Annotated in this window: 33 protein-coding genes; 25 read left to right on the forward strand and 8 right to left on the reverse strand. The window is 57.5% G+C overall.

What is annotated here, in order from left to right; all coding sequences use genetic code 11:
* Positions 1 to 72: 72 nt before the first annotated feature.
* A complete protein-coding gene (locus J2741_RS11210) occupies positions 73 to 1,269 on the forward strand; it encodes a TIGR00297 family protein (RefSeq protein WP_209675332.1) in 1,197 nt (398 codons plus the stop codon).
* Between the two features lie 331 nt (positions 1,270 to 1,600).
* Here J2741_RS11210 and J2741_RS11215 read toward each other — a convergent pair whose 3' ends face one another.
* On the reverse strand, positions 1,601 to 2,449 hold the full coding sequence (locus J2741_RS11215) for a DUF7847 domain-containing protein (protein WP_209675333.1): 849 nt from the start codon (positions 2,447 to 2,449) through the stop codon (positions 1,601 to 1,603).
* A 3-nt stretch (positions 2,450 to 2,452) separates the two neighbouring features.
* The gene (locus tag J2741_RS11220; RefSeq protein WP_209675334.1) at positions 2,453 to 3,043 is read right to left on the reverse strand and encodes a pyruvate kinase alpha/beta domain-containing protein; all 591 of its coding nucleotides are present in this window, start codon (positions 3,041 to 3,043) and stop codon (positions 2,453 to 2,455) included.
* 41 nt (positions 3,044 to 3,084) lie between these two features.
* On the opposite strand from J2741_RS11220, the gene J2741_RS11225 reads away from it, so the two are divergent.
* Both J2741_RS11225 and J2741_RS11230 read left to right on the forward strand, forming a co-directional pair.
* Entirely contained in the window at positions 3,085 to 4,254 is a 1,170-nt protein-coding gene (locus tag J2741_RS11225; protein ID WP_209675335.1) for a redox-regulated ATPase YchF, read from the forward strand.
* 84 nt (positions 4,255 to 4,338) lie between these two features.
* Positions 4,339 to 4,659 (forward strand): hypothetical protein, encoded by a 321-nt coding sequence (locus J2741_RS11230; RefSeq protein ID WP_209675336.1) that lies wholly within the window; start codon positions 4,339 to 4,341, stop codon positions 4,657 to 4,659.
* Positions 4,660 to 4,826: 167 nt separating this feature from the next.
* Here J2741_RS11230 and J2741_RS11235 read toward each other — a convergent pair whose 3' ends face one another.
* Positions 4,827 to 5,681 (reverse strand): hypothetical protein, encoded by an 855-nt coding sequence (locus J2741_RS11235; protein WP_209675337.1) that lies wholly within the window; start codon positions 5,679 to 5,681, stop codon positions 4,827 to 4,829.
* 173 nt (positions 5,682 to 5,854) lie between these two features.
* On the opposite strand from J2741_RS11235, the gene J2741_RS11240 reads away from it, so the two are divergent.
* On the forward strand, positions 5,855 to 7,033 hold the full coding sequence (locus J2741_RS11240; protein WP_245249511.1) for a sugar phosphate nucleotidyltransferase: 1,179 nt from the start codon (positions 5,855 to 5,857) through the stop codon (positions 7,031 to 7,033).
* Here J2741_RS11240 and J2741_RS11245 read toward each other — a convergent pair.
* Positions 7,030 to 7,815 (reverse strand): CBS domain-containing ParB/RepB/Spo0J family partition protein, encoded by a 786-nt coding sequence (locus tag J2741_RS11245; protein ID WP_209675338.1) that lies wholly within the window; start codon positions 7,813 to 7,815, stop codon positions 7,030 to 7,032. The genes J2741_RS11240 and J2741_RS11245 overlap by 4 nt on opposite strands.
* Positions 7,816 to 7,874: 59 nt before the next feature.
* Positions 7,875 to 8,345: an Hsp20/alpha crystallin family protein gene (locus J2741_RS11250; RefSeq protein ID WP_209675339.1), complete on the reverse strand. Its 471-nt coding sequence runs from the start codon at positions 8,343 to 8,345 to the stop codon at positions 7,875 to 7,877.
* 201 nt (positions 8,346 to 8,546) lie between these two features.
* On the opposite strand from J2741_RS11250, the gene J2741_RS11255 reads away from it, so the two are divergent.
* Positions 8,547 to 9,245 carry a hypothetical protein gene (locus tag J2741_RS11255; RefSeq protein WP_209675340.1) on the forward strand — a complete coding sequence of 233 codons (699 nt, stop codon included), beginning with the start codon at positions 8,547 to 8,549 and terminating at the stop codon, positions 9,243 to 9,245.
* A gap of 44 nt (positions 9,246 to 9,289) precedes the next feature.
* Entirely contained in the window at positions 9,290 to 9,550 is a 261-nt protein-coding gene (locus J2741_RS11260) for a thioredoxin family protein (protein WP_209675341.1), read from the forward strand.
* Between the two features lie 8 nt (positions 9,551 to 9,558).
* Here J2741_RS11260 and J2741_RS11265 read toward each other — a convergent pair whose 3' ends face one another.
* On the reverse strand, positions 9,559 to 10,134 hold the full coding sequence (locus J2741_RS11265; RefSeq protein ID WP_209675342.1) for an HVO_0476 family zinc finger protein: 576 nt from the start codon (positions 10,132 to 10,134) through the stop codon (positions 9,559 to 9,561).
* Positions 10,135 to 10,166: 32 nt separating this feature from the next.
* Here J2741_RS11265 and J2741_RS11270 point away from each other — a divergent pair, with 32 nt between their 5' ends.
* On the forward strand, positions 10,167 to 10,601 hold the full coding sequence (locus J2741_RS11270; RefSeq protein WP_209675343.1) for a DUF371 domain-containing protein: 435 nt from the start codon (positions 10,167 to 10,169) through the stop codon (positions 10,599 to 10,601).
* Positions 10,602 to 10,609: 8 nt separating this feature from the next.
* On the opposite strand, the gene xseB is transcribed toward J2741_RS11270, so the two are convergent.
* Both xseB and xseA read right to left on the reverse strand, forming a co-directional pair.
* On the reverse strand, positions 10,610 to 10,804 hold the full coding sequence (xseB, locus tag J2741_RS11275; RefSeq protein ID WP_209675344.1) for an exodeoxyribonuclease VII small subunit: 195 nt from the start codon (positions 10,802 to 10,804) through the stop codon (positions 10,610 to 10,612).
* Entirely contained in the window at positions 10,788 to 12,038 is a 1,251-nt protein-coding gene (gene xseA, locus J2741_RS11280; protein WP_245249515.1) for an exodeoxyribonuclease VII large subunit, read from the reverse strand. The genes xseB and xseA overlap by 17 nt, the downstream gene beginning before the upstream one ends.
* Positions 12,039 to 12,077: 39 nt before the next feature.
* Here xseA and J2741_RS11285 point away from each other — a divergent pair, with 39 nt between their 5' ends.
* From J2741_RS11285 to J2741_RS11370, 18 genes are all read left to right on the forward strand, one after another.
* Positions 12,078 to 12,899, forward strand: coding sequence for a sugar phosphate isomerase/epimerase family protein (locus J2741_RS11285; protein WP_209675345.1), 822 nt, complete (start codon positions 12,078 to 12,080; stop codon positions 12,897 to 12,899).
* A gap of 97 nt (positions 12,900 to 12,996) precedes the next feature.
* Entirely contained in the window at positions 12,997 to 14,289 is a 1,293-nt protein-coding gene (locus J2741_RS11290) for a hemolysin family protein (RefSeq protein ID WP_209675346.1), read from the forward strand.
* Positions 14,286 to 14,891, forward strand: coding sequence for a phosphoribosylglycinamide formyltransferase (purN, locus tag J2741_RS11295; RefSeq protein WP_209675347.1), 606 nt, complete (start codon positions 14,286 to 14,288; stop codon positions 14,889 to 14,891). The genes J2741_RS11290 and purN overlap by 4 nt, the downstream gene beginning before the upstream one ends.
* Before the next feature lie 84 nt (positions 14,892 to 14,975).
* Positions 14,976 to 15,299 carry a ribonuclease P protein component 4 gene (locus tag J2741_RS11300; protein ID WP_209675348.1) on the forward strand — a complete coding sequence of 108 codons (324 nt, stop codon included), beginning with the start codon at positions 14,976 to 14,978 and terminating at the stop codon, positions 15,297 to 15,299.
* The gene (locus J2741_RS11305) at positions 15,286 to 15,531 is read left to right on the forward strand and encodes a YhbY family RNA-binding protein (RefSeq protein WP_209675349.1); all 246 of its coding nucleotides are present in this window, start codon (positions 15,286 to 15,288) and stop codon (positions 15,529 to 15,531) included. Before J2741_RS11300 ends, J2741_RS11305 begins: the two co-directional genes overlap by 14 nt.
* A gap of 115 nt (positions 15,532 to 15,646) precedes the next feature.
* Entirely contained in the window at positions 15,647 to 16,096 is a 450-nt protein-coding gene (locus tag J2741_RS11310; RefSeq protein WP_209675350.1) for a 30S ribosomal protein S19e, read from the forward strand.
* Positions 16,097 to 16,111: 15 nt separating this feature from the next.
* Positions 16,112 to 16,453, forward strand: coding sequence for a DNA-binding protein (locus tag J2741_RS11315; RefSeq protein ID WP_209675351.1), 342 nt, complete (start codon positions 16,112 to 16,114; stop codon positions 16,451 to 16,453).
* Positions 16,450 to 17,034: a DUF7411 family protein gene (locus tag J2741_RS11320; protein ID WP_209675352.1), complete on the forward strand. Its 585-nt coding sequence runs from the start codon at positions 16,450 to 16,452 to the stop codon at positions 17,032 to 17,034. The genes J2741_RS11315 and J2741_RS11320 overlap by 4 nt, the downstream gene beginning before the upstream one ends.
* 17 nt (positions 17,035 to 17,051) lie before the next feature.
* Positions 17,052 to 17,204 (forward strand): 50S ribosomal protein L39e, encoded by a 153-nt coding sequence (locus tag J2741_RS11325; protein ID WP_209675353.1) that lies wholly within the window; start codon positions 17,052 to 17,054, stop codon positions 17,202 to 17,204.
* Positions 17,205 to 17,210: 6 nt separating this feature from the next.
* Positions 17,211 to 17,474, forward strand: coding sequence for a 50S ribosomal protein L31e (locus J2741_RS11330; RefSeq protein ID WP_209675354.1), 264 nt, complete (start codon positions 17,211 to 17,213; stop codon positions 17,472 to 17,474).
* A gap of 1 nt (position 17,475) precedes the next feature.
* Positions 17,476 to 18,135, forward strand: a complete 660-nt coding sequence (locus J2741_RS11335) for a translation initiation factor IF-6 (protein ID WP_209675355.1) — start codon at positions 17,476 to 17,478, stop codon at positions 18,133 to 18,135.
* A gap of 13 nt (positions 18,136 to 18,148) precedes the next feature.
* Positions 18,149 to 18,334 (forward strand): 50S ribosomal protein L18Ae, encoded by a 186-nt coding sequence (rpl18a, locus tag J2741_RS11340; RefSeq protein WP_245249517.1) that lies wholly within the window; start codon positions 18,149 to 18,151, stop codon positions 18,332 to 18,334.
* Complete coding sequence (pfdA, locus tag J2741_RS11345) at positions 18,324 to 18,800, forward strand: prefoldin subunit alpha (protein WP_209675356.1); 477 nt, start codon at positions 18,324 to 18,326, stop codon at positions 18,798 to 18,800. Before rpl18a ends, pfdA begins: the two co-directional genes overlap by 11 nt.
* Before the next feature lie 25 nt (positions 18,801 to 18,825).
* Positions 18,826 to 19,881: a signal recognition particle-docking protein FtsY gene (ftsY, locus tag J2741_RS11350; protein WP_209675357.1), complete on the forward strand. Its 1,056-nt coding sequence runs from the start codon at positions 18,826 to 18,828 to the stop codon at positions 19,879 to 19,881.
* 2 nt (positions 19,882 to 19,883) lie between these two features.
* The gene (locus J2741_RS11355) at positions 19,884 to 21,203 is read left to right on the forward strand and encodes a signal recognition particle protein Srp54 (RefSeq protein ID WP_209675358.1); all 1,320 of its coding nucleotides are present in this window, start codon (positions 19,884 to 19,886) and stop codon (positions 21,201 to 21,203) included.
* A gap of 9 nt (positions 21,204 to 21,212) precedes the next feature.
* A complete protein-coding gene (trmY, locus tag J2741_RS11360; RefSeq protein ID WP_209675359.1) occupies positions 21,213 to 21,785 on the forward strand; it encodes a tRNA (pseudouridine(54)-N(1))-methyltransferase TrmY in 573 nt (190 codons plus the stop codon).
* The gene (locus J2741_RS11365; protein ID WP_209675360.1) at positions 21,782 to 23,014 is read left to right on the forward strand and encodes a tRNA pseudouridine(54/55) synthase Pus10; all 1,233 of its coding nucleotides are present in this window, start codon (positions 21,782 to 21,784) and stop codon (positions 23,012 to 23,014) included. Before trmY ends, J2741_RS11365 begins: the two co-directional genes overlap by 4 nt.
* Positions 23,015 to 23,017: 3 nt before the next feature.
* Positions 23,018 to 23,308: a 50S ribosomal protein L21e gene (locus tag J2741_RS11370; RefSeq protein WP_209675361.1), complete on the forward strand. Its 291-nt coding sequence runs from the start codon at positions 23,018 to 23,020 to the stop codon at positions 23,306 to 23,308.
* Positions 23,309 to 23,331: the final 23 nt, after the last annotated feature.

Raw genomic sequence — 23,331 nt, forward strand, 5'->3', positions numbered from 1 at the left:
ATACCGCCCGGAAAATTCCCCCGGTGCGCGAGAGATAAGCATTTTTTAACGGAGCGCAAACTGATCTCCTCAATGCTGAACCATCCCGGCGACAGGATCGCAGTCCTGCTCACCCTCGTATTCGTGCTCGCAGCACCGGTCGTCCAGCCGCCATGGTTCCTTGCAGTGATCATAGTTCCGTTTTCCCTTCTCCTGCTCCTGATCAGGAACACACGGAACCTCGGCCTCGCCCTCATCCCGGTCGCAGTGCTCTATGGTATCGGGATTCTCCCGCTATTGGTCTTCTGCTGCACCCTGACAATCCTGGTGATCGGCGAGCTCGCCTTCCGGGGAGGGCTCGAGAAACTGTACTCTTATCTCCTCTACACGTCCGCGACACTGGTGGGATGCACCCTGGTCATGCTGTACCTGGACATCATCGCACCCCTGGTCGTTCTCTTCGGGATAATCGTCGCGGTGCTCCTCAAGGCCATATTAAAGGAACGCGATGACGCCATGATGCTCGAGGCGATGGGAATCGCGATGACCATGTTCCTGATCGACGAACTCAACTACCAGGCGAATTTAACCCTCATCGCGCTCGCGGTGATAATCGCGTTCTCTTTCGGGTATTTTTCCTACCGGTTCAAGGCGGCGGACGTAAGCGGTCTTTTTTCAGGGGCGCTTGTCGGGGTGGTCCTGATAGTGTTCGCGGATGTGCGGTGGTTCCTGGTGATGCTGGTCTTCTTCATCCTTGGTGCGGTCTCGACCCGGTGGAAGTACGAGTACAAGCTCAAAATGGGAGTCGAACAGTCCCACGGAGGTGCCCGGGGATACCTCAACGTATTCGCGAACGGGAGCGTGGGACTCGCCGCCGCGGTATTATGGGGAGTATCACAGGATACCATATTTCTCGCGCTCTTCGTGGGAAGCGTTGCCACGGCGGCCGCTGATACCATGGCATCAGAGATCGGGGTATGCGGAGGAAGGCCCTACCTGATCACCACCTTCAAAAAAGTCCCTACCGGGACGAACGGGGGTGTCACCCTGCTCGGAGAAGGAGTCTCCCTCATCGGTGCGGTGATCGTCTCCCTCTCTGCCTACCTCATGGGAGTGATAACCCTCCCGGTGGCAGGGATCTGTGTCCTGGCAGGGTTTATAGGGACCAATATCGACAGCGTTGCGGGGGCACTTCTGGAGAACCGGGGATACATAGGGAATGCAGGCACGAACCTCATCGCGACCGCGGGAGGGGGGATTGTCGCAATGGTGTTCGCCTATTTCCTGTAAGAGACGCGCAACAGAGATTCCTGACTTTCAGACTGCTTTTTCTCTTCGTAGGGAACAATTCTCACGGTATGTTCGGGATGGGACAATCGTCGATTCCGCTCAGAATAGCGGCGGGATAGTATGCAATCCCCGTGTTCAACAGTGCGGATTCCGGATAAAGGCATCGTAACTCGCGTGCAACAGTATTTGGCATGCTCCCCGGGTCCGTTCTCTCCGGGGCGTTCCGGAGGAAGGGGTTCATCCCCGCGGGCTTAAAAAGAAATTCTGTAGATTCCTGTTGCGTTCAGGGAGTGAACCCATGCCCGGAACGAGCAGATACAAAAAAAGGATGTCAGGTATATTTGTACCATCGGCCCTTGCTGTCGAATTCTCCCTCTGCGGGGACTTCACTGGTCCCGGGGGTGGTTTCTGCAATGGCCTTGAAGAGTGTTGCTTTGAAGGTATACAGGATCGAGAACACGAGGGTGATGCCCACGAATGCGAGTGCCGCGGTGATCAGGATCCCCTCAAAGCCCAGGAGCTGGTTGATGCTTTCCAGCGTGATCTGCTGGACTTCTTCGGGTGAAAGCTGGGTCAGGGGCAGCAGCTGGTCGTAGAGTATCCCTGTCCAGGCGATCATGAGGCCGAACACGATGATCCCGCCGGCAATGAGGGATCCAAAAAGAAATCCGAGCGAGGCGCCGGGGTTTCGGAGGACGACCTCGACGCTCCTACGGATCGACTCAAAGACTTTTGTCCGCTCGAACACCGCGACGTTATCGAAGAACATGGTGAAAAATCCGATAGGTATCGCGCTCCCGAAGAATGCCACCCCGAGGAGCCCGATATTTGCTCCCTGTGTCACGAGTCCGACCGGTATGGAGATGAGGATCACGGTGATGAGTATCGCGAGGACGATGATCACCAGCGGGAGGATGATGCGGAAATAGTTCTCTCTCATCCCCTTCAGAAATGTAGCGCTGTCCCTCGCGTCCCCGCCAAGGACCTGGAGCATGCCTCCCATGAAAAAGGGCATCGCGACCAGCTCCAGGATGAACAGCCTCTGTGCCGTGAAAAGCCCGAGGGTAAACTGTAAGACAATGTCGACTGCGACAAAAAGCCCGGCGGCCAGACCCGGTATCCACAGCAACGGGTTCGCTGCCAGGAGCCTGATCGCCCTTCCGAATGCAGACCCGATCATCGGTCACCGCACCCGCGGCATGGCCACGATCTCGCGTACCTGGAGGTCGAAGAACGTGGAGGTGTGAGCCGGCCTGATAACCACGACGGTATCGGCCCCGCTCGCGGTCCCCCCGACGGCAACAACCTCCTCGTCGACAGGTATCGCGCCCTGGTCCGCGGCGATCAGCACGCACTCGACGGCGACCTTCAGCCCGACCGCAACAACGCGGCGAAGCGCCTCAGCGACGGCCTCGGATCGCGAACCTCCACCCACCTTCCCCGAACGGGAGAATGCCCTCTCCACGCCGGAGAGCGCATGAGTACCGGTGACGATGGTCACCCCTTCTTTCCGGAGCATGTCCGCAGCATTTTTCCTGAACTCCCATTCGCCTGGCCGGGAGAACCCTACCACGTGGCTCACGACGACCAGGGAGACCCCGGTCCCTTTCAGCACCTCATGGAAGATCTCCGCGGTCGCGCCGGAAGTGCTCGCGACCACCACCCGGGAGAGCCCGAGTTCCCTGGCCCTCTCGAGCGCGAAACGTGCGCAGTCCCTGGTGTTTTCAGGGCCGGGAGCAGCAAAATAATAGGTTTTCCTGACCTCAAACGACATAGTATCAATATTAATAAACCAATCACTTAAAGGGAATTGCTATGATCACTCTTGCCCTGGCAGGAAAGCCGAACTGCGGGAAATCGACTTTCTTTCGGGCCGCAACAATGGCTCATGCCGAGATCGCGAACTATCCGTTCACCACTATCGATGCCAACTTCGGAGTGGCCTATATCCGTACCGCCTGTCCCTGCAGGGGCCTTGACCTGCAGTGCGGTAACTGCACCGACGGGGTCCGTTTCGTACCCGTTAATCTCATCGACGTGGCAGGCCTTGTCCCCGAGGCTCACAAGGGAAGGGGGCTCGGGAACCAGTTCCTGGACAACCTCCGCCAGGCAGATGCGATAATCCATATCGTGGATGCGAGCGGCGCCACCGACAGCGAAGGAAACCCCGTGGATATCGGGAGCCACAACCCGCTCGGGGATATCGAGTTCCTCGGGTTCGAGATGACCATGTGGATCTACGGCATCCTGGACAAGCACTGGGCCAAACTGCAGCGCCAGGCACAGAGCAAGACCTATTCTCTCTATAACGGGGTCTCGGACGTGCTCACCGGGCTTGGAATCTCTCCCGAAGAGGTGAGGGATGCCGAGGTTTCCGCGGGGATCGAGCTCTCGCATGCCGGCGAACAGGAACTGATCATGTTCTGCAGGGAGATCATGAAGATCTCAAAACCCATGGTGCCAGTGGCCAACAAGGCCGACCAGGCCCCGCCCGCGATGCTCGAGAAACTTGTTGCGGGAGGAGCGATACCTGCAAGCGCCGCCGGCGAGCTCGCATTGCGGAATGCGGCGGCGGCGAACCTGATCCGTTACCTGCCGGGGGACCCCGTGTTCTCGGTAGCGAACGAGGGAGCGCTCACCCCGCCCCAGAAAGCAGGCCTCGCGAAGATATCGGAGTATATGGCAAAGTTCAAAGGGACCGGTGTCCAGCAGGCGATAAATTATACCGTTCACACCCTGCTGGATATGATCGTGGTGTACCCGGTCGAGGACGAGCATAAGTTCTCTGACAGCAGAGGGAGGGTGCTCCCCGACGCGTTCCTGATGAAAAAGGGATCGACCCCCCGCGACCTTGCCTTCCAGGTGCACACCGATATCGGTGAACGTTTCCTGTACGCGGTAGATGCCAGGACCAAGATGCGCATCAAAGATACCTACGAGCTGCGGGAAGGCGATATCGTCCGTATCGTAAGTGCCGCGAAATAACCTCTTTTTCCCCCATCAGGGGCAATAATCCGGTAGTTTACCCATTAAGCTTAAATATGAGGACTGTTTATACTGAATATTAATATGGGTGGCGAGATATTCCAGGCCCAAATCCTGCGTAATTTCTTCGATACTATAACGGGTACCGACAGGAATCTCACCCGTATCTACATGTGCGTGATCAGCCTGGCGAAGCTCCGGATGGAATCCCCCGAAAAAGTCACCTTCCTTGTCGACCAGTTGAAAAAGAGCAAGCAGCAACGCGAGCTCTCCATAGATATTCTCGATTATATGGCCGACTGTGCCCTCCAGCTGGAGATGAACGTGGTGCAGACGGCGTTCGGGGTAAAGGAAGTCGGCGAGATGGTCCAGGATTTCAATACTATCAGCCTGGACTCCCTGTAATCCCGACCGGGGTCCCCTGTAATTATATTAATTTTACACTAATTCTGCGGTATTTTTCTGGCAGGCGACCCCGGATACATCCAGGTTCCGGTTGAATTTGGGAAAAAATGAATGATCCCCCTGTTCGGACGCCGTCCGGGTCCGGATCCTCCCGCTCCGCGGATCGTTCAGAGACCGAGCTGCTCTTTATAAGAACTGATGATCTGAAGCGGGAAGTTCTGGTGCTCGTCGAGTGCCTGCCCGTCGTCGGGAGATTCAAGGTATGCCACCGCGTAGAGCAGGAGGATTGCATTGTTCAGGATTAGCGTGTCCCTGTCCTCGACCTGGTCCGGGGGGAGGCGGATGGCGAGATAGTCCTCCTGGTCAGGGGAGAACATGACCGGTGAATAACCCGAAACCCTCGCATTCTCGAGGTTGTCCGACCGGTCCCTGACAATTTCGAGGGCGGCTTTCAGGACACGATGTTCAGGCGTCGCGTCGAGTCTCCGGATCGCGTTGTCTGCGCTCGCAATCACCTTCCGGTAGAGGGCGAACTTGAATGAGAGCACCGCGGAGGCAATCTCATGAGCGGTCACCCGGTCCATTCCCCGGTATAGCGGGGAAAGCCTGGTAATATAGTTGTAGAGAAATTTTTCCATGGGATCTTCTCCTGTCACTTTGGTGCGAGGCACATTAAACCGAACGTTGAGCCTGATCATCAGGATCGTGATGCTGGCGGCAAACAGCAGCTGGAGCAGCAGGCTCGGCCGGAGCTCCAGGGGGACGATAAAGATCATCAATGCATAAAATGGCGCCAGGAGCGAGACGATGTCCTTTCGAGGTTTAAGCCAGGCGAGATATGCGAGCAGGATCGATGCGATCACCGATCCCCAGTAAAAGTCGCCTGCTTCTGAGATCACTCCCGAGGCCTGGAGGGAATACGCAAGTGCAGCCCCTCCGAACGAGAATACCGGGACCGCGATCGAGAGGATCAGCTCGTTCCGGCGAAGCCCGAAAAGACCGTGATGTTCTGTTTCGGCCATGATTGCGTATGTACATAGTTGAGGAATCGTGATAACTCTTTTTTATGGGTCCCGCAACGGTGCGGGAGCATAAAAATCCTGCCGGGCGAGGATTTCGAAGAATCCGTACCGGAACAATACCGCAGAAGCGTCCCTCACTATGGTTAATGAGAAATGGAAGCGCATCCTCTTGCATGAAGGTCTGCATTATGTGCGGGGGCGAGGGCACGAGGCTCCGCCCGCTTACCTTTGAGCGGCCCAAACCCTGCATTCCCATCGTGAACCGCCCCTCAATCCAGCACCTGGTCGCCCACCTCGCCAACCTCGGGTTTCGTGAAGTGGTAGTCACTCTGGGCTACATGGGGGATGCGATCGAGGCCGCCCTCGGCGACGGGTCGCTTTTCGGCGCAGATGTGACCTATGTGCACGAAGAGGTCAAACTCGGCACCGCGGGAAGCGTGAAAAATGCGCAGGAGTTCCTCGACGGCCAGAATTTTCTCGTCGTCGGGGGGGACCACGTCACCGACCTCAACCTGTTGGAATTCTACCGGGAATTCAACAGGAAAAAATCGATCCTTTCCATCGGGCTGATAAGCATCGACGAGCCTTCGGAGTATGGCATCGCGGAGATCGACGTCTCCTACCAGATCAAGCGGTTCAAGGAGAAACCTTCTCCGGGGGAGATATTCTCGAACCTGGCCAGCACCGGGATATACGTCTGCAGTCCCGAGATATTCGATTACATCCCGCCCGGCACCAAGTTCGATTTCGCCCGGGACCTCTTCCCGAAACTCATGGAACAGGGCCACACAATCTCCGGGTGGCTGGCCCGGGGGAACTGGACCGACGTGGGAAGTCCCGGGTCCCTCCGCCAGGCGGAGAAATGGAAGTTGCAGGATATCCCGTTCACCAGCATCACCGGGGATCTCACCATCCGCTCCGGCCAGATTCAGGGGCCTGTCATGCTGGGCAACTCGTTCTCCATGGGCTACAACTCAAGGGTCATCGGTCCGGTAGCCATCGGAGAAGGAACTACGATCGGGGACAGTGTTCTGATCGGCCCCTATACGAGTATCGGCGACAACTGCCACATCAAGAACGACGTCAAGATATTCTCCTCATCGGTCTACAATCGGGTTACGGTAGGCAGGAATACCACGATCTCCGGGTCGATCATCGATAATGACACGGTCATCGGGGACGATTGCAGCCTCGAGCACGATACTGTGATAGGGCCGAGGGCGGTGCTCAGGAACAGCGTGGTGGTCCATTCCCGGACCCGGCTCTGGCCCGAAGTGGTGGTGCCGCAGGGCACCGTCGTAAAAGAGCACGTGCTTAACGAGAAATACGACCTGCGCTGCGAGGGGTCCTAGGCCCTCCGGACCAGCCGGTGAGTGACGGCGACCAGGGGGTGGCGGGCATAGTCCATCACCTGGATATCGTCGAGAGAATGCAGGTTCATCGCTTTTGCGGTCCTTTCCAGCCCGAGTTCGATATCCTCGCACACGTCAATCACATAAGCATCGAGTGTCTTGATCCCGAGCTTCTTCGCCGCGATCGCCCGGTGGTGCCCGTCGACGAGTATCAGCCGGTTCGGCCTCCTTACCACGATCAGGGGCTCCGCAAGGCCCTTCCTGATCTCGTACATCCTTCCCTCGAGCTCGTCTTCATAAATCCTCGACTGCGTGGGGATGAGTTCGTTGATGGGAACGCTCTCCCGCTTCAGCTCGGGTTCGACCCCGTGGAGTTTCTTGAGGGTGGTGATGAAATTAAAGACCTTTTCCGGTGAGACATGCTCGATCTGGGAGCGGATGACGTCCGTATTGGAGATGATCCCGAGAAGCACATTTTTCTCGTCGACCACCGGGAGTTTCTGGATTCCCGAGCGGAATATCACCCGTGCGGCATCGTTGATACTCATGTCAGGGTCTGCCACGATGAGGTGCTGGGACATCACCTTCTCGACCGGGGCGGTGGGAGGGACGAAGAGCAGATCCCTGGCAGCGATATATCCCACCACCTCCTTTCCGTTGACCACCGGAAATCCGTCGTGTTTCGTGGTCTGGATCTTCTCGATCACCTCTTTTATGGTTCCGTGTACATCAACGGTCACCACATCGTAGGTCATGTAATCCCTGACCTTTTTCTTGTCCATGGGATCAGTACTTGTTGGTTTTTACCCATCAAGCCATCGGGGAAAAAAAGGAGGCCCGGTTATTCGATGGGGATCCTTGTCCCCTTGTCTACGGCCGCTTTTTTGAGCCGGATCTCGAGCACACCGTTCTTGAACGAGGCATTGGCCCGTTCTTCGCTCACTTCACGGGGAAGGACCACAATTCTCTTCATCGACCCGGAAAACCTTTCTTTTACAAAGTATTCCTTCTCCCTCTCCTCGCTCTCCATTCTCCTGAATGTAGCGATCTCCAGGGTCACGGGGTTTATCAGGCTTACGGAAATGTCTTCTTTCTCCAGCCCGGGAAGGTCTGCGACTACGATCACCTCCTCTTCAAGGTCCCGGACATCCACCCGGAACTCTCCCCTGATGGCCGGAAGCATGCGGTCGGCGATCCCCCCCGGAGGGAGGATCCTGACGGCGGTCGGCCCCCACATGCGCTCCATATCGAGCATCAGGTCTTCCATATCCCGCGACATCCAGTGGAAAGGATATCTTCGTCTCCATGCCATGGTAGTACCTCATTCCTGTAGATCCGACCGGGCCGGGGCCCCGAAGGACTAGCCTCCAGTTACGGTTCTTTAATGATAAAATTAACCTATGCACGGCGGGAGAATATATCAGCCGCAGGTGGTTCGCGACCGGTTAAATCCCGGTATCGTCCGGTCCTGTAAGTGAATGTTTATCAATATTCGTGACGGATGGTACTCCAGATGAATAAGAAGAAAACATCGGGCCAGAAGGGTAAAAAAACCTCCTGGAACTCCACGAAAATCTTAATGGTGGTGTTCGGGGTAGGTTTCGTGATTTTCATGATTCTGAGTTCGCTGGGCATGGGATGGCTCGCCGGGCTCCGCCCCGCATCCGCGGGCGATTCGGTCATGATCGACTATACTATCCAGGACAACCAGGGCATGCCCGTACTGACCTCGAATCCGCGGATCTTCAATGCCACTCTTGACCAGGGAAGGCTCTGCATCCTCACCAATTACCTCATCGTCCCGGTGAATTCCACCAGCGGGTCGGTAGTCTACACCTTCCCCGACGCGACCGGGACCGCACAGGTCGGGATCTTTTCGAGCGAGTACAATTCTCTCGCCAGTGCCATTGCAGGGATGAAGGACGGGGAGACCAAGGTGGTATCCTTCCCCGACAAAGACGGACTTTCCTGGAACATGACCATCGAGAACTTCCAGAGCATCGGGGGCAACTATACGACCGCACGGGTAGGGGACGAAGTCCTCATGAACTTCGCCAAGAACCCGGAGATCAACGTGGACGACACCCAGCCGACACCGGATAACTACTACTACAGGATCGGATACATCAAAGAGAAGACCGCGGACGGCGTGATCATCGACTTTGGATATTCCCAGATCCAGCTCGACGTGCTGCGCATCAATAACCGCTGAACCGGGGCAGAGGTTTTTATAACTCCGGACCCTCTTTTCTTGGTATGGCACTTCAGGTGATCAGTTTTTACCAGGAAGGGTGCATGGCCTGCCAGGAGCAGGAGCCCATCAATAAAGAGATAGAAAAGGCCTTGAACATCAGGATCGAGGCGATAAATCCCCTGAAGAATCGTTCTTATATCTCCCAGTACAATCTCCGCGTCACTCCGACAGTCCTGGTGATCAGGGACGGTGAAGTGGTTGCACGCTTCGAAGGGGTTGTCCACAGGGAGGAGCTCGAAGCGGCAATAAAAAAGAATCTATAAAAGGGAATCTATAAAGGATACCCGTATACACGCCGTATCCGGCTGGCAACCGTCCTGTACCCCTCTTTTCGGAGCACTCCCCCGTCCCTGAGCTTTATCTGCGCCACCCTGAACTTCCATTTCCCGACTGTGTAGACCGCTCCCACCTCGTACATTGTGTCCCCGGCAACACCGGCCTCCAGGGGGATGGTTTTCCACCCTTCGTGGACCGAGAACCGCACTACCACTTCTTCTATCTTCCGTGTCCATAGTGCGGAGATATCCTTTGCGGGTGCCTTTTTGAGCCTCTTAGGCCCTGCTTCGATCCCCGTGATCTCGACACCGATGTAGTCTTCCCCGCATCCGGCGACATGATGATCGCCAAGTTCGCACAGCTCGTCGGGGAACAGCTCTATCCCGCACACCCTGGAAGCGCCCTCCTCGCTGACTATGGTTTTAACCGTTATTGGTTCCGGCTCTTCATGGCGGGGGGTATGGAAAACCGTACCGCATTGTCCGCATCTGACCAGGAGGTCCCTCGAATCGGCAAGGATTTCGCATTCAAGCATATCCCGGCAGGTCGGGCACCAGGCCTCTGTATTCATTAATAAGAATGGTGAACCTGTGATATAAAAGGATGAAGGCAACGGAACGGATCGTCTGCAAAGGACATAAAAACATCACCGCACAGCATCGCACCACCTTCGAGGTCACCTGCGAAGATCAGCTGACCCTGCAGGGAGACTGCATCATCGGAGTTGGCGCCGACAGGAGTGCGGCGGATCTCGGAAGCGAGTTCCGGACGGTGATGACCTCTCCCCATTCCGTCCTGACCACAAGGCTGCGGTGCGAAGGGCACGAGCTCGAGATACGTTCCTCAGGTGATCCCGGGCTCAGCCTGACCCATCCCACGGATCTCGTGTGGAGGAAGAGTGAGTTTGTGTGCGCAAGGACCATCGGGATCCGGACAAATGCCGCGGCCCGCGATTTACCCCGGGATTTCGTTGAATCCCTTGCGAACGGCGCTGTGCTGATTGTGGAACTCATCGCCGAATGCCCGGACTCCGGGTGACTACCGGGTCAGCCTTTCCCAGGATCGCATCCAAGACTCGATATTTTCAGTTCGGCTTCTTCCAGGAGTTTTTCGGCCTGGCTGATGAGGACCGCCCCCCTCTCGTAGAGCTGGATGCTCTCGTCGAGGCTGGTATCCGGATCCTCCATCTTTCTTACAATCTCCCGCAGTTCTTTTACCAGATCTTCATATTTTACGCTCATGCTTCTCCTCCACCGTGACTTCGCATTCCCCGTCCTGCATCTGCAGTTCCATCCGTTCTCCCCTGGAAATTTCGGAAACGGACCTCACGATCCTGCCCTCCGCCCGGGGTATACAGTATCCCCGGGAAAGGATCGAGTAAGGATTTCGTGCCTCGATCGAGCTCTTCATCGAAGAGATGTGCAGGTGTTCGCGTTCCAGGCGTACACGCATCACCTTTTCGAGGAGTTCATCCGCAACTGCGAGGTCTTCCTTCTTTTCGGTAATCCTTCGTTCGAGTCTCCGGGGGGCCATCCGTTCCCGGAGATGGCCGAGCTGTTCGGCCGCACGTTCCAGCCTCGAGAGCAGCGAACCCGCGAGCTTGTTTTTATTCTCCCGTAAGTTTTCGAGGAGAACCTCCCTGTCCGGGACCACCAGCTCGGCCGCCGCCGAAGGGGTGGGCGCCCGCACGTCGGCGGCAAAATCGGCGAGGGTGACATCCACCTCGTGTCCTATCGCACTCACTACCGGGGTCCTGCACGAGGATATCGCCCGTACAACCCGGGGATCGTTGAACGGGAACAGGTCCTCGAAACTCCCGCCGCCCCGGGCGATGATGATAACGTCAGTCTTTCCGTCGATCCGGGCGAGCGCCTCGGTGATCTCTCCTACCGCGGCGTCTCCCTGGACCGCGGCCGGGGAGAGCACAATCTCAAGGGGATACCGCCGGGCGATTACATTCCGTATATCCTGGAGTACCGCACCGGTGCCGGAGGTGACTACCCCTACCCTGCCGGGATACGGCGGCAGCGGCCGCTTCCTCGCCTGGTCGAAATGTCCCTCAGCTTCGAGTTCCTTTTTCCAGCGTTCGACCAGGAGGTGTTTTTCTCCCTCACCGGCGAGGCGGAGTTCCTTCACGTAAAGCTGGTACTTTCCCTGGGGCGCATAATGTCCAATCGAACCCATCGCGAGAACGTCCATGCCGTCCCGCGGGGAAAATGCCAGCCTCCGGGCGTCGGTGCGGAACATGACGCACTGGAGCGTGGCAACGGAATGATCGTCCCGCTCACCGAGAGAAAAGTAACAGTGTCCCTTGGTGTGACACTTGAAGTTGGTCACCTCGCCCCTCACCCAGATGTCCTGGAACCTGGGGTCGTCCAGCACCGACGCGATCAGGGCGCTGACCTGCGACACCCGGAGGACGTCCATGTGTCCCGCACCCGCGTCGAGGTCCAGGGTCGTCTGGGACTTGTCCATTAACAACTAATACGCGCCGAATCAATATCAAATACCAGCATGGTTCAGTTCGCAGTCTCCAGCATGTTCTTTCACGAGTACCAGGTGGAAGAGATCTTCGACTTCGTGCAGGAAGCCGGCCTCGACACCATGGAGTTCTGGATGGAAACGCCGCATTTCTGGCTCCGGGATATGCCGGTGCCCGAGCTCTCATCGTGCATCCGGGATCATCCCGTACTCTCCCCGGTCACGCTTCATGCACCCATTCTCGATCTCAACCCCTGTTCCATCAACCCCCGGGTGGCGGCCGCGTCGGTCGAATACACCCTCGAGTCGATCGCGATCGCGGAACGGGTGGGAGCACCCGTCCTCACCATCCACCCGGGAAGGAGGACTGCCAAGCGAAATCCGAGCGAGGCCGACTATGCCCGGTTCGAACACTATATAGATGCCGTGCACCGGTCGTCAAAGGGAAGAACGGTAAAGATCGCCATTGAAAACATGGAGAATAAGGTCAATTCTCTCCTCTGCACCCCTGCAGGGGTCCGGGAACTCCTCGACCGCGAGCCGTGGCTTTATTTCACTCTCGACATCTCGCATGCCATGGGCGTCTCGGTCGAAGAGGTCAGGCGGTATATCGATCTCTGCCACGACCGCCTGGTCAACGTCCATGCGGGGAGGGCGAGCGCGGGAGTCATGCACCTGCCTCTCGACAGGAAACCGGAAATGGAAGAGATCCTCACGTATCTTGCGGAATCAGGATACCGGGGACACGTAACCCTCGAGCTCGAGGACATGAACTTCGTCCACGACCTCTGTTCGGAAGAAAAGATACTGATTCTCATGGAAGAAGTGGCGTTTATGCGGGAATGCTTCGGATAATCGCTGGGTTTATAAAACACTGGTTCCATACTATACAGCCAACCGATTGAACCTATGAACAAAACAATATTTTTAGCCGTTGAACGGCGTGAAGTCGATGGCTGAAGATTATCTCCTATTTCTGCTCTTCATCATCTGTATCCTGCTCTCGGCATTCTTCTCAAGTTCCGAGGTGGCCCTGATCTCCATCACCAGGGCGAAGGTCAGGACCCTGGTGAACGAGAAACGAAAGGGGGCGGAACGGCTCGCAGAACTGAAGGAAAACCCCAGCCACTTTCTGATCAGCATCCTTGTAGGGAACAATATCGTGAACGTCGCCGCAGCCGCGATCGCGACTGCACTCGCCATCAGTATCTACGGGAATATCGGGGTAGGGATCGCCACCGGGGTCGTGACCATCCTGCTGTTGATCTTCGGGGAGATCGGTCCGAAGATGTATGCATCCCGGTACTCGGAGAAGCTCGCGCTCACTGTGGCGCCTCCCATCTACTATTTCTCACGGCTCTTCGTTCCGTTTATCCACCTTTGGGAGAAGATGGTCCATCGCGGCGGAGCCGGGACGGCCCTTACGGAACCCGCGGTCACAGAAGAAGAGATCAAGGAATGGATCGAGGTCGGAAAGGAAGAGGGGACCATCGAGCAGGAAGAGCGGGAAATGCTCTATTCCGTCCTCGAGTTCGGCGATACCATTGCCCGCGAGGTGATGACCCCCCGGGTCGACGTCGTGGTGGTGGAGGATACAAAGACCCTGAACCAGGCGCTGCAGGTCTTCAACGAGACAGGGTTCTCCCGGATCCCGGTCTTCCACGAACAGGTCGACAACATCATCGGAGTCCTCAACGTGAAGGATGCCTTCTCTTCGGTCCTCTCCGGGAAAAAGAATACTCCTATCAAGGACCTGATGTATGACCCGTTCTTTGTCCCGGAGACCAAGAAGATCGACGACCTCTTAAAAGAGCTCCAGGTGCGGAAAGTGCAGCTGGCGGTCGTGCTCGATGAATACAGCACGTTCATCGGGATCGTGACCCTGGAAGACATCCTTGAAGAGCTGGTCGGGGACATCCTCGATGAGTTCGACAAGGAAGAGCCTGAGATCCAGCAGACCGGCGAAGGAGTCTTCGTGGTGGACGCAAAGGTCTGGGTGGAGGACTTAAACGACGAACTGGACCTCAACCTCCCCATCCACGAGTCGTACGAGACCATAGGGGGGCTCCTGATCGATCGCCTGGGACATATCCCCCATCCGGGGGAGAGCGTGTATCTCCAGGAAAGCCACGTGACGCTCGTCGTCCTGCAGATGATGGCGCGCCGTATCGTCAAGGTGAAGCTGATCCTTCACCACCTGGCAACCGAGGAGAACGGGTATTCTCCGGAGCAGCACCCGCAATGAAACTGGTGGCGGTTCTCGCCTCTGGCAGGGGATCAAATTTCCAGGCGATCATCGACGCCACGCGGTCCGGGGACATCACTGCCGGGCGGTGTTCCCGTCTCATCACCGATAATCCCGGCGCCTATGCCATTGTAAGGGCAAAAGAAGCAGAAATCCCGGTCTCGCTGGTTGATTATCGTACATTTCCCTCACGGGACCGGTACGAGGACCAGTTGATCCGGGTCATGCGCGAGACGGATGCCGACCTCTTCGTGCTCGCGGGATACATGCGGATCCTTGGAAAAGGCATCGTTCACGAGTTTTCCGGCAGGATCATGAATATTCACCCTGCGCTCCTCCCCAGTTTCCCAGGTCTTCATGCCCAGCGTCAGGCACTGGAATGCGGGGTGAAGGTGGCGGGTTGTACCGTGCACCTGGTGGACGAAGGTATGGATACCGGCCCGATCGTCCTCCAGGAATGCGTACAGGTCATCGAGGGTGACACCGAAGAGAGTCTTTCGGAGCGTATACTTCAGAGGGAACACCGGTGCCTCCCCCGGGCGGTCCAGCTCTTCTGCGAGGGACGCATCAGGGTGGAAGACGGCCGGGTGCGGATCCTGTAGGAACGGGGAATGCGGAGCATCCCCGGGGACCGTTTTAATTACGATGCCGGACGATTAGTGTAAGGATACGAGAGCGGTTTTCCCATGCCCCCGAAGAACGCACAACCCCAGGCGAAGCGGATTGCACGCGAGCGCATCGCGGTGCTTTTCCGGCAGGCGGAGCGGTTTTACCGGGAGAACCCGGCCTGGAGCAGCAGGTGCGTGGAACTCGCGAGGAAGATCGCCATGCGCCAGCGGATCAGGATCGAACGTGAGTTCCGGAGAAGGTTCTGTCATCAGTGCCATACCTACCTCGTACCGGGGGCGAACATGAGGGTCAGAGTGTACCGGGGAAAGGTGATTGCGACCTGCCTCGCGTGCGGCTTCCAGACCCGGTATGTACTAAGGAGGAAGCATGAACGGGGATGACAAAGCCCGCGCTATCCATGACCTGAAACCCACAATCTGGATAGGAAAACAGGGATGTACCATGGCCCTGATCGAAGAGATACAGCAGCAGCTCGAGAAACGCAGGCTGGTAAAAATAAAATGGCTCAAAAACACCGAGGTGGACCCCGCAAGGATAGTCGAACTGTCCGGCGGAGACCTGGTCGATGTGAGGGGCCGCACCATGGTCATTGCGGCGCGCAAAAAGAAATAATCCTCCCGATCCTTTTCAGGCCGGCCCGCATGCACCCTTTCCAGAAATATATAAAAGGCTATTGAACAAATAAGTAAAGACTGTTATATCGTTCTAGTGACAGTGAGGTCAAGACATGACAACCGTATACGACGTACCGGCCGACAGGTTCATCAGAAGCCTGGCAGAAGAATTGAAAAAACGGCCGGAGATAAAACCTCCCGAATGGGCGGCATTCGCCAAGACGGGAGTACATAACGAGATGCCGCCCGAGGACCCCGACTGGTGGTTCACCAGGGTGGCCTCGATCCTCCGCCGGGTGTATATCGACGGACCCGTCGGTGTGGAAAGGATGAGAACATTCTACGGAGGAAAACAGGACCGTGGCTCGAAGCCGAGCAGGTTCCGCAAGGGCAGCGGATCCATCCTTCGTAAATCGCTGCAGCAGCTCGAGGCTGCCGGGCTGATCACCAAGGACAAAGCCGGAAGGCGCGTCTCGCCCGCGGGAGCCTCTTTCATGGATGGGCTCGCGAATTCCCTTTCCAAGGCTTCTGCCGCGAAGGCGACCGAAGCCGCCGCACAGTAAGTCGAGGCGACCCCGATGGGAGACGACGAGCTTGCTGAACTGCGAAGGAGGAAGATGGCGCAGCTGCAGCAGCAGTCCATGGACCAGCAGTCCATGCAGGACGAGCTTGAACGACAGAAACAGGCCGAGGATGCCCTCAAGCGTGTCCTGCAGCAGATAATGGAACCGGAAGCCAGGGAACGGCTGAACACCATCAGGCTCACCCGCCCGGACTTTGCGAGGGCGGTCGAGCAGCAGCTGGTGATGCTGGCCCAGACCGGGCGTCTCAGGGGGAAGATCACCGACGAGCAGCTGAAAGCCATCCTCCAGCAGATCCAGCCTGAAAAGAAAGAATTCCGGATACGGCGCGTAGGATGAAGGCCGGGGTGCTCTTCAGCGGAGGAAAGGACAGCTCCCTTGCGGCGCTGATGCTTTCCAGGGATTACGAGGTGGAGCTGAATACGTTCGTCTTCACCCCGGCCCGAACCCTGCAGGGCGTAATAAAGGCCGCCGAAGCGCTGGGATTTTCCCACAGGATGCACGTATTCGCACCGGAGATCCTTGAAGGGGCGGTTGCATCGGTGATTGCGTGCGGGTATCCCAACGACGCGATCAACATGGTACACCGGGCCGCCATCGGGGTCCTCTGCAGGGACTACAGAGTGGTCGCCGATGGGACACGGCTGGATGACCGGGTTCCCATGCTCACCCGAGATGAAGTCCAGCGGCTGCGCGATTGCTGCGGGTGCTCCTATGTCCGCCCCCTCCTGGGCTATGGGAAACCGGAGATCACGCGGCTGTCCGAACGGCTGCTCAGGGTGCAGTACGGGGAGACCGGGGCACTGGAGAACGGTGACTACGAGGGGGAGATAAGGGAAGCCCTGGCGGCCAGGGGAATGAGCCCTGAAGCATTCTTCCCCCCGCACCATATGCAGTCCCTTGTAGTCGGGAGAGCCTGAATAAGGAGGTCAGAAACATGAGCAGATCAACAAAAGGTTACAAAATTCGATTGGCAAAGGCATGTGAACAGAACCGGCGTGTCCCCGCGTGGGTAACGCTCCGGACCAAGCGTGGTGTGACGTCCCACCCGAAGCGGCGCCACTGGAGACGCTCCACTCTTAAGGTGTGATTGGCGATGGCAGACAAGATGGAAGAACAGATCTATATCATCCCTCTCCGGGCGGTGAAGAGAGCCCCCGGTTGGAAACGGAGCAACGCCGCGATCAAGGACATCAGGAAGTACCTTTCCCGGCATATGAAGAGCGAAGACGTAAAACTCGACCGGAGCATTAACGAGCGCGTCTGGGAAAGGGGAAGCAGCAAACCGCCCTCCCGAATCAGGGTCAGGGCTATGAAGTTCGAGGACGGGCAGGTCCAGGCCGAGCTCGCCGAGGAATAAGATGGAAAGAACCGTCTCGTTTGCGGGAGATCCCAATATCGGCGTCTTTGCACGTGCATTCGATGATATTGCAGTAATTCCCCCGGAAGCCCCGGAAGATTTCCGGAAGGCCCTCGTGGAGACCCTGAAGGTGGAGCTCGTGGAGACCACCATCCAGGGAAGCACTATCATCGGGTCCCTCCTCGCGGGGAACAGGAACGGGTTCGTAGTAAGCGGGCTTGCAAGCGATGAAGAGATCGGTTGCCTCTCCCGTTATCGTAACGTGTTCCTGCTCGAGGATACCATGAATGCGGCCGGGAATGTAATCCTGGTTAACGACGTCTTTTGCGCGGTTCACCCGGAGATGCCGCGATCCCTGGCAGACGAGGTGGGAGAATTTCTCAAGGTCCCTGTGGTCACCCTTTCCCTTGGAGGGGTGAAGACGGTGGGAATGGCCGCCGTCGCAACGAACAGGGGAGTTATCGCTCACCCCCGGAGCAGCAGGACCGAGATCCAGCGTATAGAATCGGTGACCGACCTGCCCGTGGGAACGGGCTCTGTGAACATGGGGAGCGGCCTTGTCGGCGCGGGTCTCCTGGCGAACCAGAACGGATACGTGGCCGGACTGGCGACCAGCGGGTTCGAGCTCGGCAGGATAGAAGACGTATTTGGATTCATATAAGTGAGGAATTGAGATGAAATCTTTTGAAGTATCAGGCAGTTTCAAGATCGGGGATGACTGGAAGCCTTACACCAAGGTAATCCCCGCCCCGAATGAGAATCAGGCACGCGAGAGAGCGTTTGCGGTATTTGGGAGCAAGCACCGCCTAAAAAGAAGGTATATCACTGTTCAGTCCGTGAAGATGATCAATGGTGAATAACGTGGACGCCGTTGACCCGAGAGAGATGCAGACGCTGCAGATCTATCTGAACGAGTACCGCCAGCAGGCAGAGATCTTCTCCCAGCAGCTGGGAATGCTGGAAGAGGGAAGGATGGAAGCTCACGCCGCGATTGAGGCGCTTAAAGGCCTCATGGAAGCGGGGGAGAGTACCGTGCTCCTTCAGATGGGGGGTGGCGTAAGCGTTCGCGCAAAGGTCAGCACGCCCGACGAAGTTCTGGTAAATATCGGTGCCGAGGTCATCGTGCAGCGTACGAGTCAGGAAGCAGTCGATTACCTGAACGACCGGATCACGGAGATGGAAGCCTCGAGCAAGAAGGTCGCAGAGACTCTCGGCAAGGTCCAGAACCAGATGAACGAGATCGCGAGGAGACTGGAGATGGGGTACCAGATGTCACAGATGCCCCCGCAGGCCCCTGCAGCAGCCCCCCGCCAGGCGGACGAGTAATCGCCGGCAAGGTTTGAGGTCTGGTATGTTCGAGGGGCTGAAAAACAGGCTCAAACAGATCCAGGGCCAGCTGGGCAGCACCATCGAGGCCTCCGCACAGGTACCGGAGGGAGCATCAGCTTCCCCGGAAAGTAACAAGGACCGCGGGAAAAATTCCGGGGCACGGCCGGAACACGCTCCGGAAAAGAGTACGAACATCATCTCGAAGGTAAAAGTCCTGATCACCGACAGGGAATTCGTCATCAGCGAGAAGGATATCGAAGAGCCGCTTTTCGAGCTCGAGATGGGACTTCTCGAGAGCGACGTGGCCCTCCCGGTCACCGAAGAGATAATCAGCCATATCCGGAATGACCTCACCGGATCGCGGCGAAAATTCGGTGAATCGGTGGATGGAATTGTGGTGGCCGCATTGAGGGATGCACTGCTTGATGTGCTCGGGGAGGGATTCGACCTGGTTTCCTACATCCGGGAACACGACCGGCCGGTAAAGATCCTGTTCACTGGGGTAAACGGGACCGGTAAGACCACCACTGTTGCGAAAATTGGTGCATACCTTAAAAAGAACGGTTTTTCCGTGGTGATAGGTGCCGGGGACACCTTCCGGGCGGGCGCGATCGAACAGATCGATGTCCACGCCACCAGACTCGGGATCAAGGTTATCCAGCACCAGCAGGGAGGAGACCCCTCGGCGGTCCTCTTCGATGCCGTGCAGTATGCCAATGCCCATAAGATCGACGTGGTGCTTGCCGATACCGCAGGCCGGTTCCACAACCGGGCAAACCTAATGAGCCAGCTCGAAAAGATCCGGAGAGTCATGCAGCCGGACCTGATCGTCTACGTCGACGAGGCGGTCGCGGGCAACGACGCGGTGGTCAGGGCGTTCGAATTCGAGAAGACCGTCGGTGCGGATGCGGTCGTGCTGACCAAGGCGGACATGGACTCGAAAGGTGGCGCAGCCATCTCGATCTCCCATACCATCGGGAAACCCCTGATGTTCCTCGGTGTGGGCCAGGGGTACGATGACATCATGCCGTTTTCGCCCCGCCAGCTGGTGGACGAGCTCCTGAAGGAGGCGGCCTGAACATGCTGGATAAGCTGGGGTCGTCCCTCAAGGATGCCCTGAAGAAACTTGCCGGAAAGACCGTGGTCGACCGGGCAGCGGTGGAAGAGCTGGTCAGGGACCTTCAGCGGGCGCTGATCCAGTCCGATGTAAACGTCAAGCTGGTGATGCAGCTCTCCCAGGCGATAAAGACCCGGGCGCTCGACGAGGAGCCTCCCAAGGGGATGACCGCCCGCGAACACGTGCTCCGTATCGTGTACCAGGAACTGGTCCGCCTTATGGGTTCGACCGCGGAGGTGAAGCTCGGGCCCCAGACTATCCTCATGGCCGGCCTGCAGGGGAGCGGGAAGACCACCACCACGGGAAAACTCGCCCGCTACTTCCAGCGAAAAGGGCTCCGCGTCGGGGTTATCTGTGCCGATACGTTCCGCCCGGGTGCGTTCGACCAGTTGAACACACTCTGCAGCAGGATCAACGTCCCCTGTTTCGGGAACCCGAAGGTGCAGGACGCCCGGGTGATCGTGAAAGACGGGTTGAAGGCCATGAGCGGGGTCGATGTGGTCATCATCGATACGCAGGGACGTCACGCCCTCGAAGAAGACCTGATCCAGGAGATCATCGACCTCAACACCATGACCCGGGCCACCCACCGGTGGCTGGTGATCGATGCCGCACTCGGCCAGCAGGCAAGTGAACAGGCCCGCCGGTTTCACCAGGCTATCAACATCGACGGAGTGATCATCACCAAGATGGACGGCACCGCGAAGGGAGGAGGCGCGCTCTCGGCGGTCTCCGAGACAAAGAGCGGTATCGTCTTCATCGGTTCGGGCGAGACCATAGAGGATCTCGAACGGTTCGATCCCGACGGGTTCATCTCCCGGCTCCTGGGGATGGGTGACCTGAAAGCCCTGATGGAGAGGGCTGAAGAGTCCATCTCCACCAGCGAGCTTGATATCAACGCCATGATGAGGGGCAAGTTCACCCTCCGGGACATGTACAAGCAGCTCGAGGCCCTGAACAAGATGGGTCCCTTAAAGCAGATCATGAGCATGCTCCCGATGGGGAGCATGGAGCTCCCCACCGACGTGTACGATGTCACCAGCACCAAGATGGTCCGCTACCGGATCATCATGGATTCGATGACCGCGGAAGAACTCGACGACCCGTCGGTGCTCGGCAGTTCCCGGATCCAGAGGATCGCGTTCGGTGCCGGGGCCACCCCCGAGGAAGTCCGGGAACTGATACGCTATTACAAGATGATGAAGCGGGCCCTGAAGGGAGCCCGGGGCGGACAGGGCAAGTTCAACATGCAGCGGATGATGAAGCGCTTCGGCGGGATGTAGGCGTTTTTCATGATCCGGTTTATCGTGCTTGGCCATCTTGCGAAGACCAGCGGCGACTTTTCCTTAAACGACATGCCCGGTGGAGCGGGAAGGATGGACGTGCTCTGCCGGTGCGTCAACTCTTCCCTCTTCCTGTCGCACGACCTCCGGAGGAACGTGGAATGCTACCTTGTGCTCCTTGGCGAACCCGAACCTCCGAAGACCGTCCTCTTTTCGGGGGAAAAGGTGCGGTATCTCTCCCCGGACGAGCGGAGCGCCGGTGCCCTGATCAAAAAAGCCCTCGCCCTGCACGCGGGTGAGGAGTTCAGGGAATCGACCCCTGGCGTTTACGTCAGGAAAGGTGGCCTTGCCTGCCTGCTTCGCGACGTGCCCCCTGCAGTGCTTGACGAGGCCGGAAGCGACATACGGGATGAACCGGCGCTTCCCGACACGTACCTTTTAAGCGATCACCATGATTTTTCCCCGGAGGAACGCGACATGATCAGGGATCTTCCGGCGTACTCGGTCGGGCCCCGCTCGCTCCATGCCGATCACGCCATAACGATAGTGTTGAACGAGATCGACCGGAGGGAATCTTCGTGAGCCTGATGGAAGAGGTAGGAAGAATTCTGGAGTACGGGGATGTCTGCGATCACTGCCTGGGCAGGTTCTACGGGAGGAGATCCTTCGGACTGACAAACAAAGACCGCGGTTCTGCGCTTAGGATTGCTTATTATCTCCATGCAAACCTCCCGTTTCACTCACACGAGGGCCCCTGCTGGATCTGCGGGGACCTGTTTGCCGCCGTCCCGGCATGGGCCGGGCGGGTTGTCCATGCGACCGAAGGGATAGAATTCTCAACGTTCCTCATCGGGACACGTGTGCCGCCCCTCATGGCCGAAAGCGAGGAGATGGTGTGGAGCGACCTCGGCCTCGGCGGCTCCGAAGCGCTGAAGTCCGAAATGAACCGCGAGGTGGGAAAAGCGGTATCGGAGCTCACCGGAAAATCCGCGGACTTGTCGCATCCTGAAGTCGTGATTATCCTCGACCTGCAGCACGGGGTGGTCGAGGTGCAGATATCCCCTCTCTTCATCTACGGGAGGTACAGGAAGTTCGAGCGGGGTATACCTCAGACCCACTGGGACTGCAGGGTCTGCCGCGGTGCGGGGTGCGAACGATGCAATTTCACCGGGAAAATGTACCCCGACTCGGTGGAGGAACTGATCGGCCGCCCGGTCACGGAGTTCTTCGGGGCAGAGTCTGCCGTTCTCCACGGGGCGGGACGGGAGGATATCGATGCCAGGATGGTCGGCACCGGGAGGCCCTTCGTTCTGGAGGTGGTCTCGCCGAGGAGAAGGTCTGTCGACCTGCATGCTCTCGAGGAATTGATCAACGAACAGGCCAAAGAAAGGGTTTCTGTCTCTTCCCTGCGCTGGAGCCGCAGGGACGAGGTGGAAATTATTAAATCACACAAAGGTTATAAAAAATACAGGATCCTGATCGAGGTTGAAAGTCCTTTATCCAGGAATGAGCTCCAATCGGCGATTGAAGCCCTGAAAGGGGTGAAAATAGAGCAGCGCACCCCTCAGAGGGTCGCACACCGCCGCGCAGACCTGGTAAGGGAAAGGAAAGTCCTTGATATCGAGTTCATCGGTGAAGAGCAGGGAAGATACCTGCTGGAAGTGACCGGCGAGGCCGGACTTTACATCAAAGAACTCATATCGGGTGACAACGGCCGGACCCGACCAAGTCTTGCGGAGATCCTGGGAAGACCTGCACAGGTCTGCACGCTCGACGTCGTGCAGGTGGAAGGATTCACAGACGGAGAATAAACAATGGCACATCACAACGGAACACGAAAAAAGACGCGGTATAAGCTGAAGAAAGACCTCCGGCGAAGGGGAATTGTTCCCGTCACCGCAGTAATTCAGCAGTTCGAGATCGGGCAGAAAGTACATGTAGTCTGCGAACCGAGCATACAGAAGGGAATGCCGAACCGCAGGTTCCATGGAAAGACCGGCACGGTCATGGGCCAGCGGGGCAGGGCCTGGGTCCTTTCGATCCGGGACGGCGATAAAGACAAGGTCGTAATCGCCAGACCGCAACATCTAAAAGCCCAAAGGTAACAGTTGAGCAAGAGGGGATTGGC

This window comes from Methanolinea mesophila (assembly GCF_017873855.1).
Classification (GTDB): Archaea; Halobacteriota; Methanomicrobia; order Methanomicrobiales; family Methanospirillaceae; genus Methanolinea_B; species Methanolinea_B mesophila.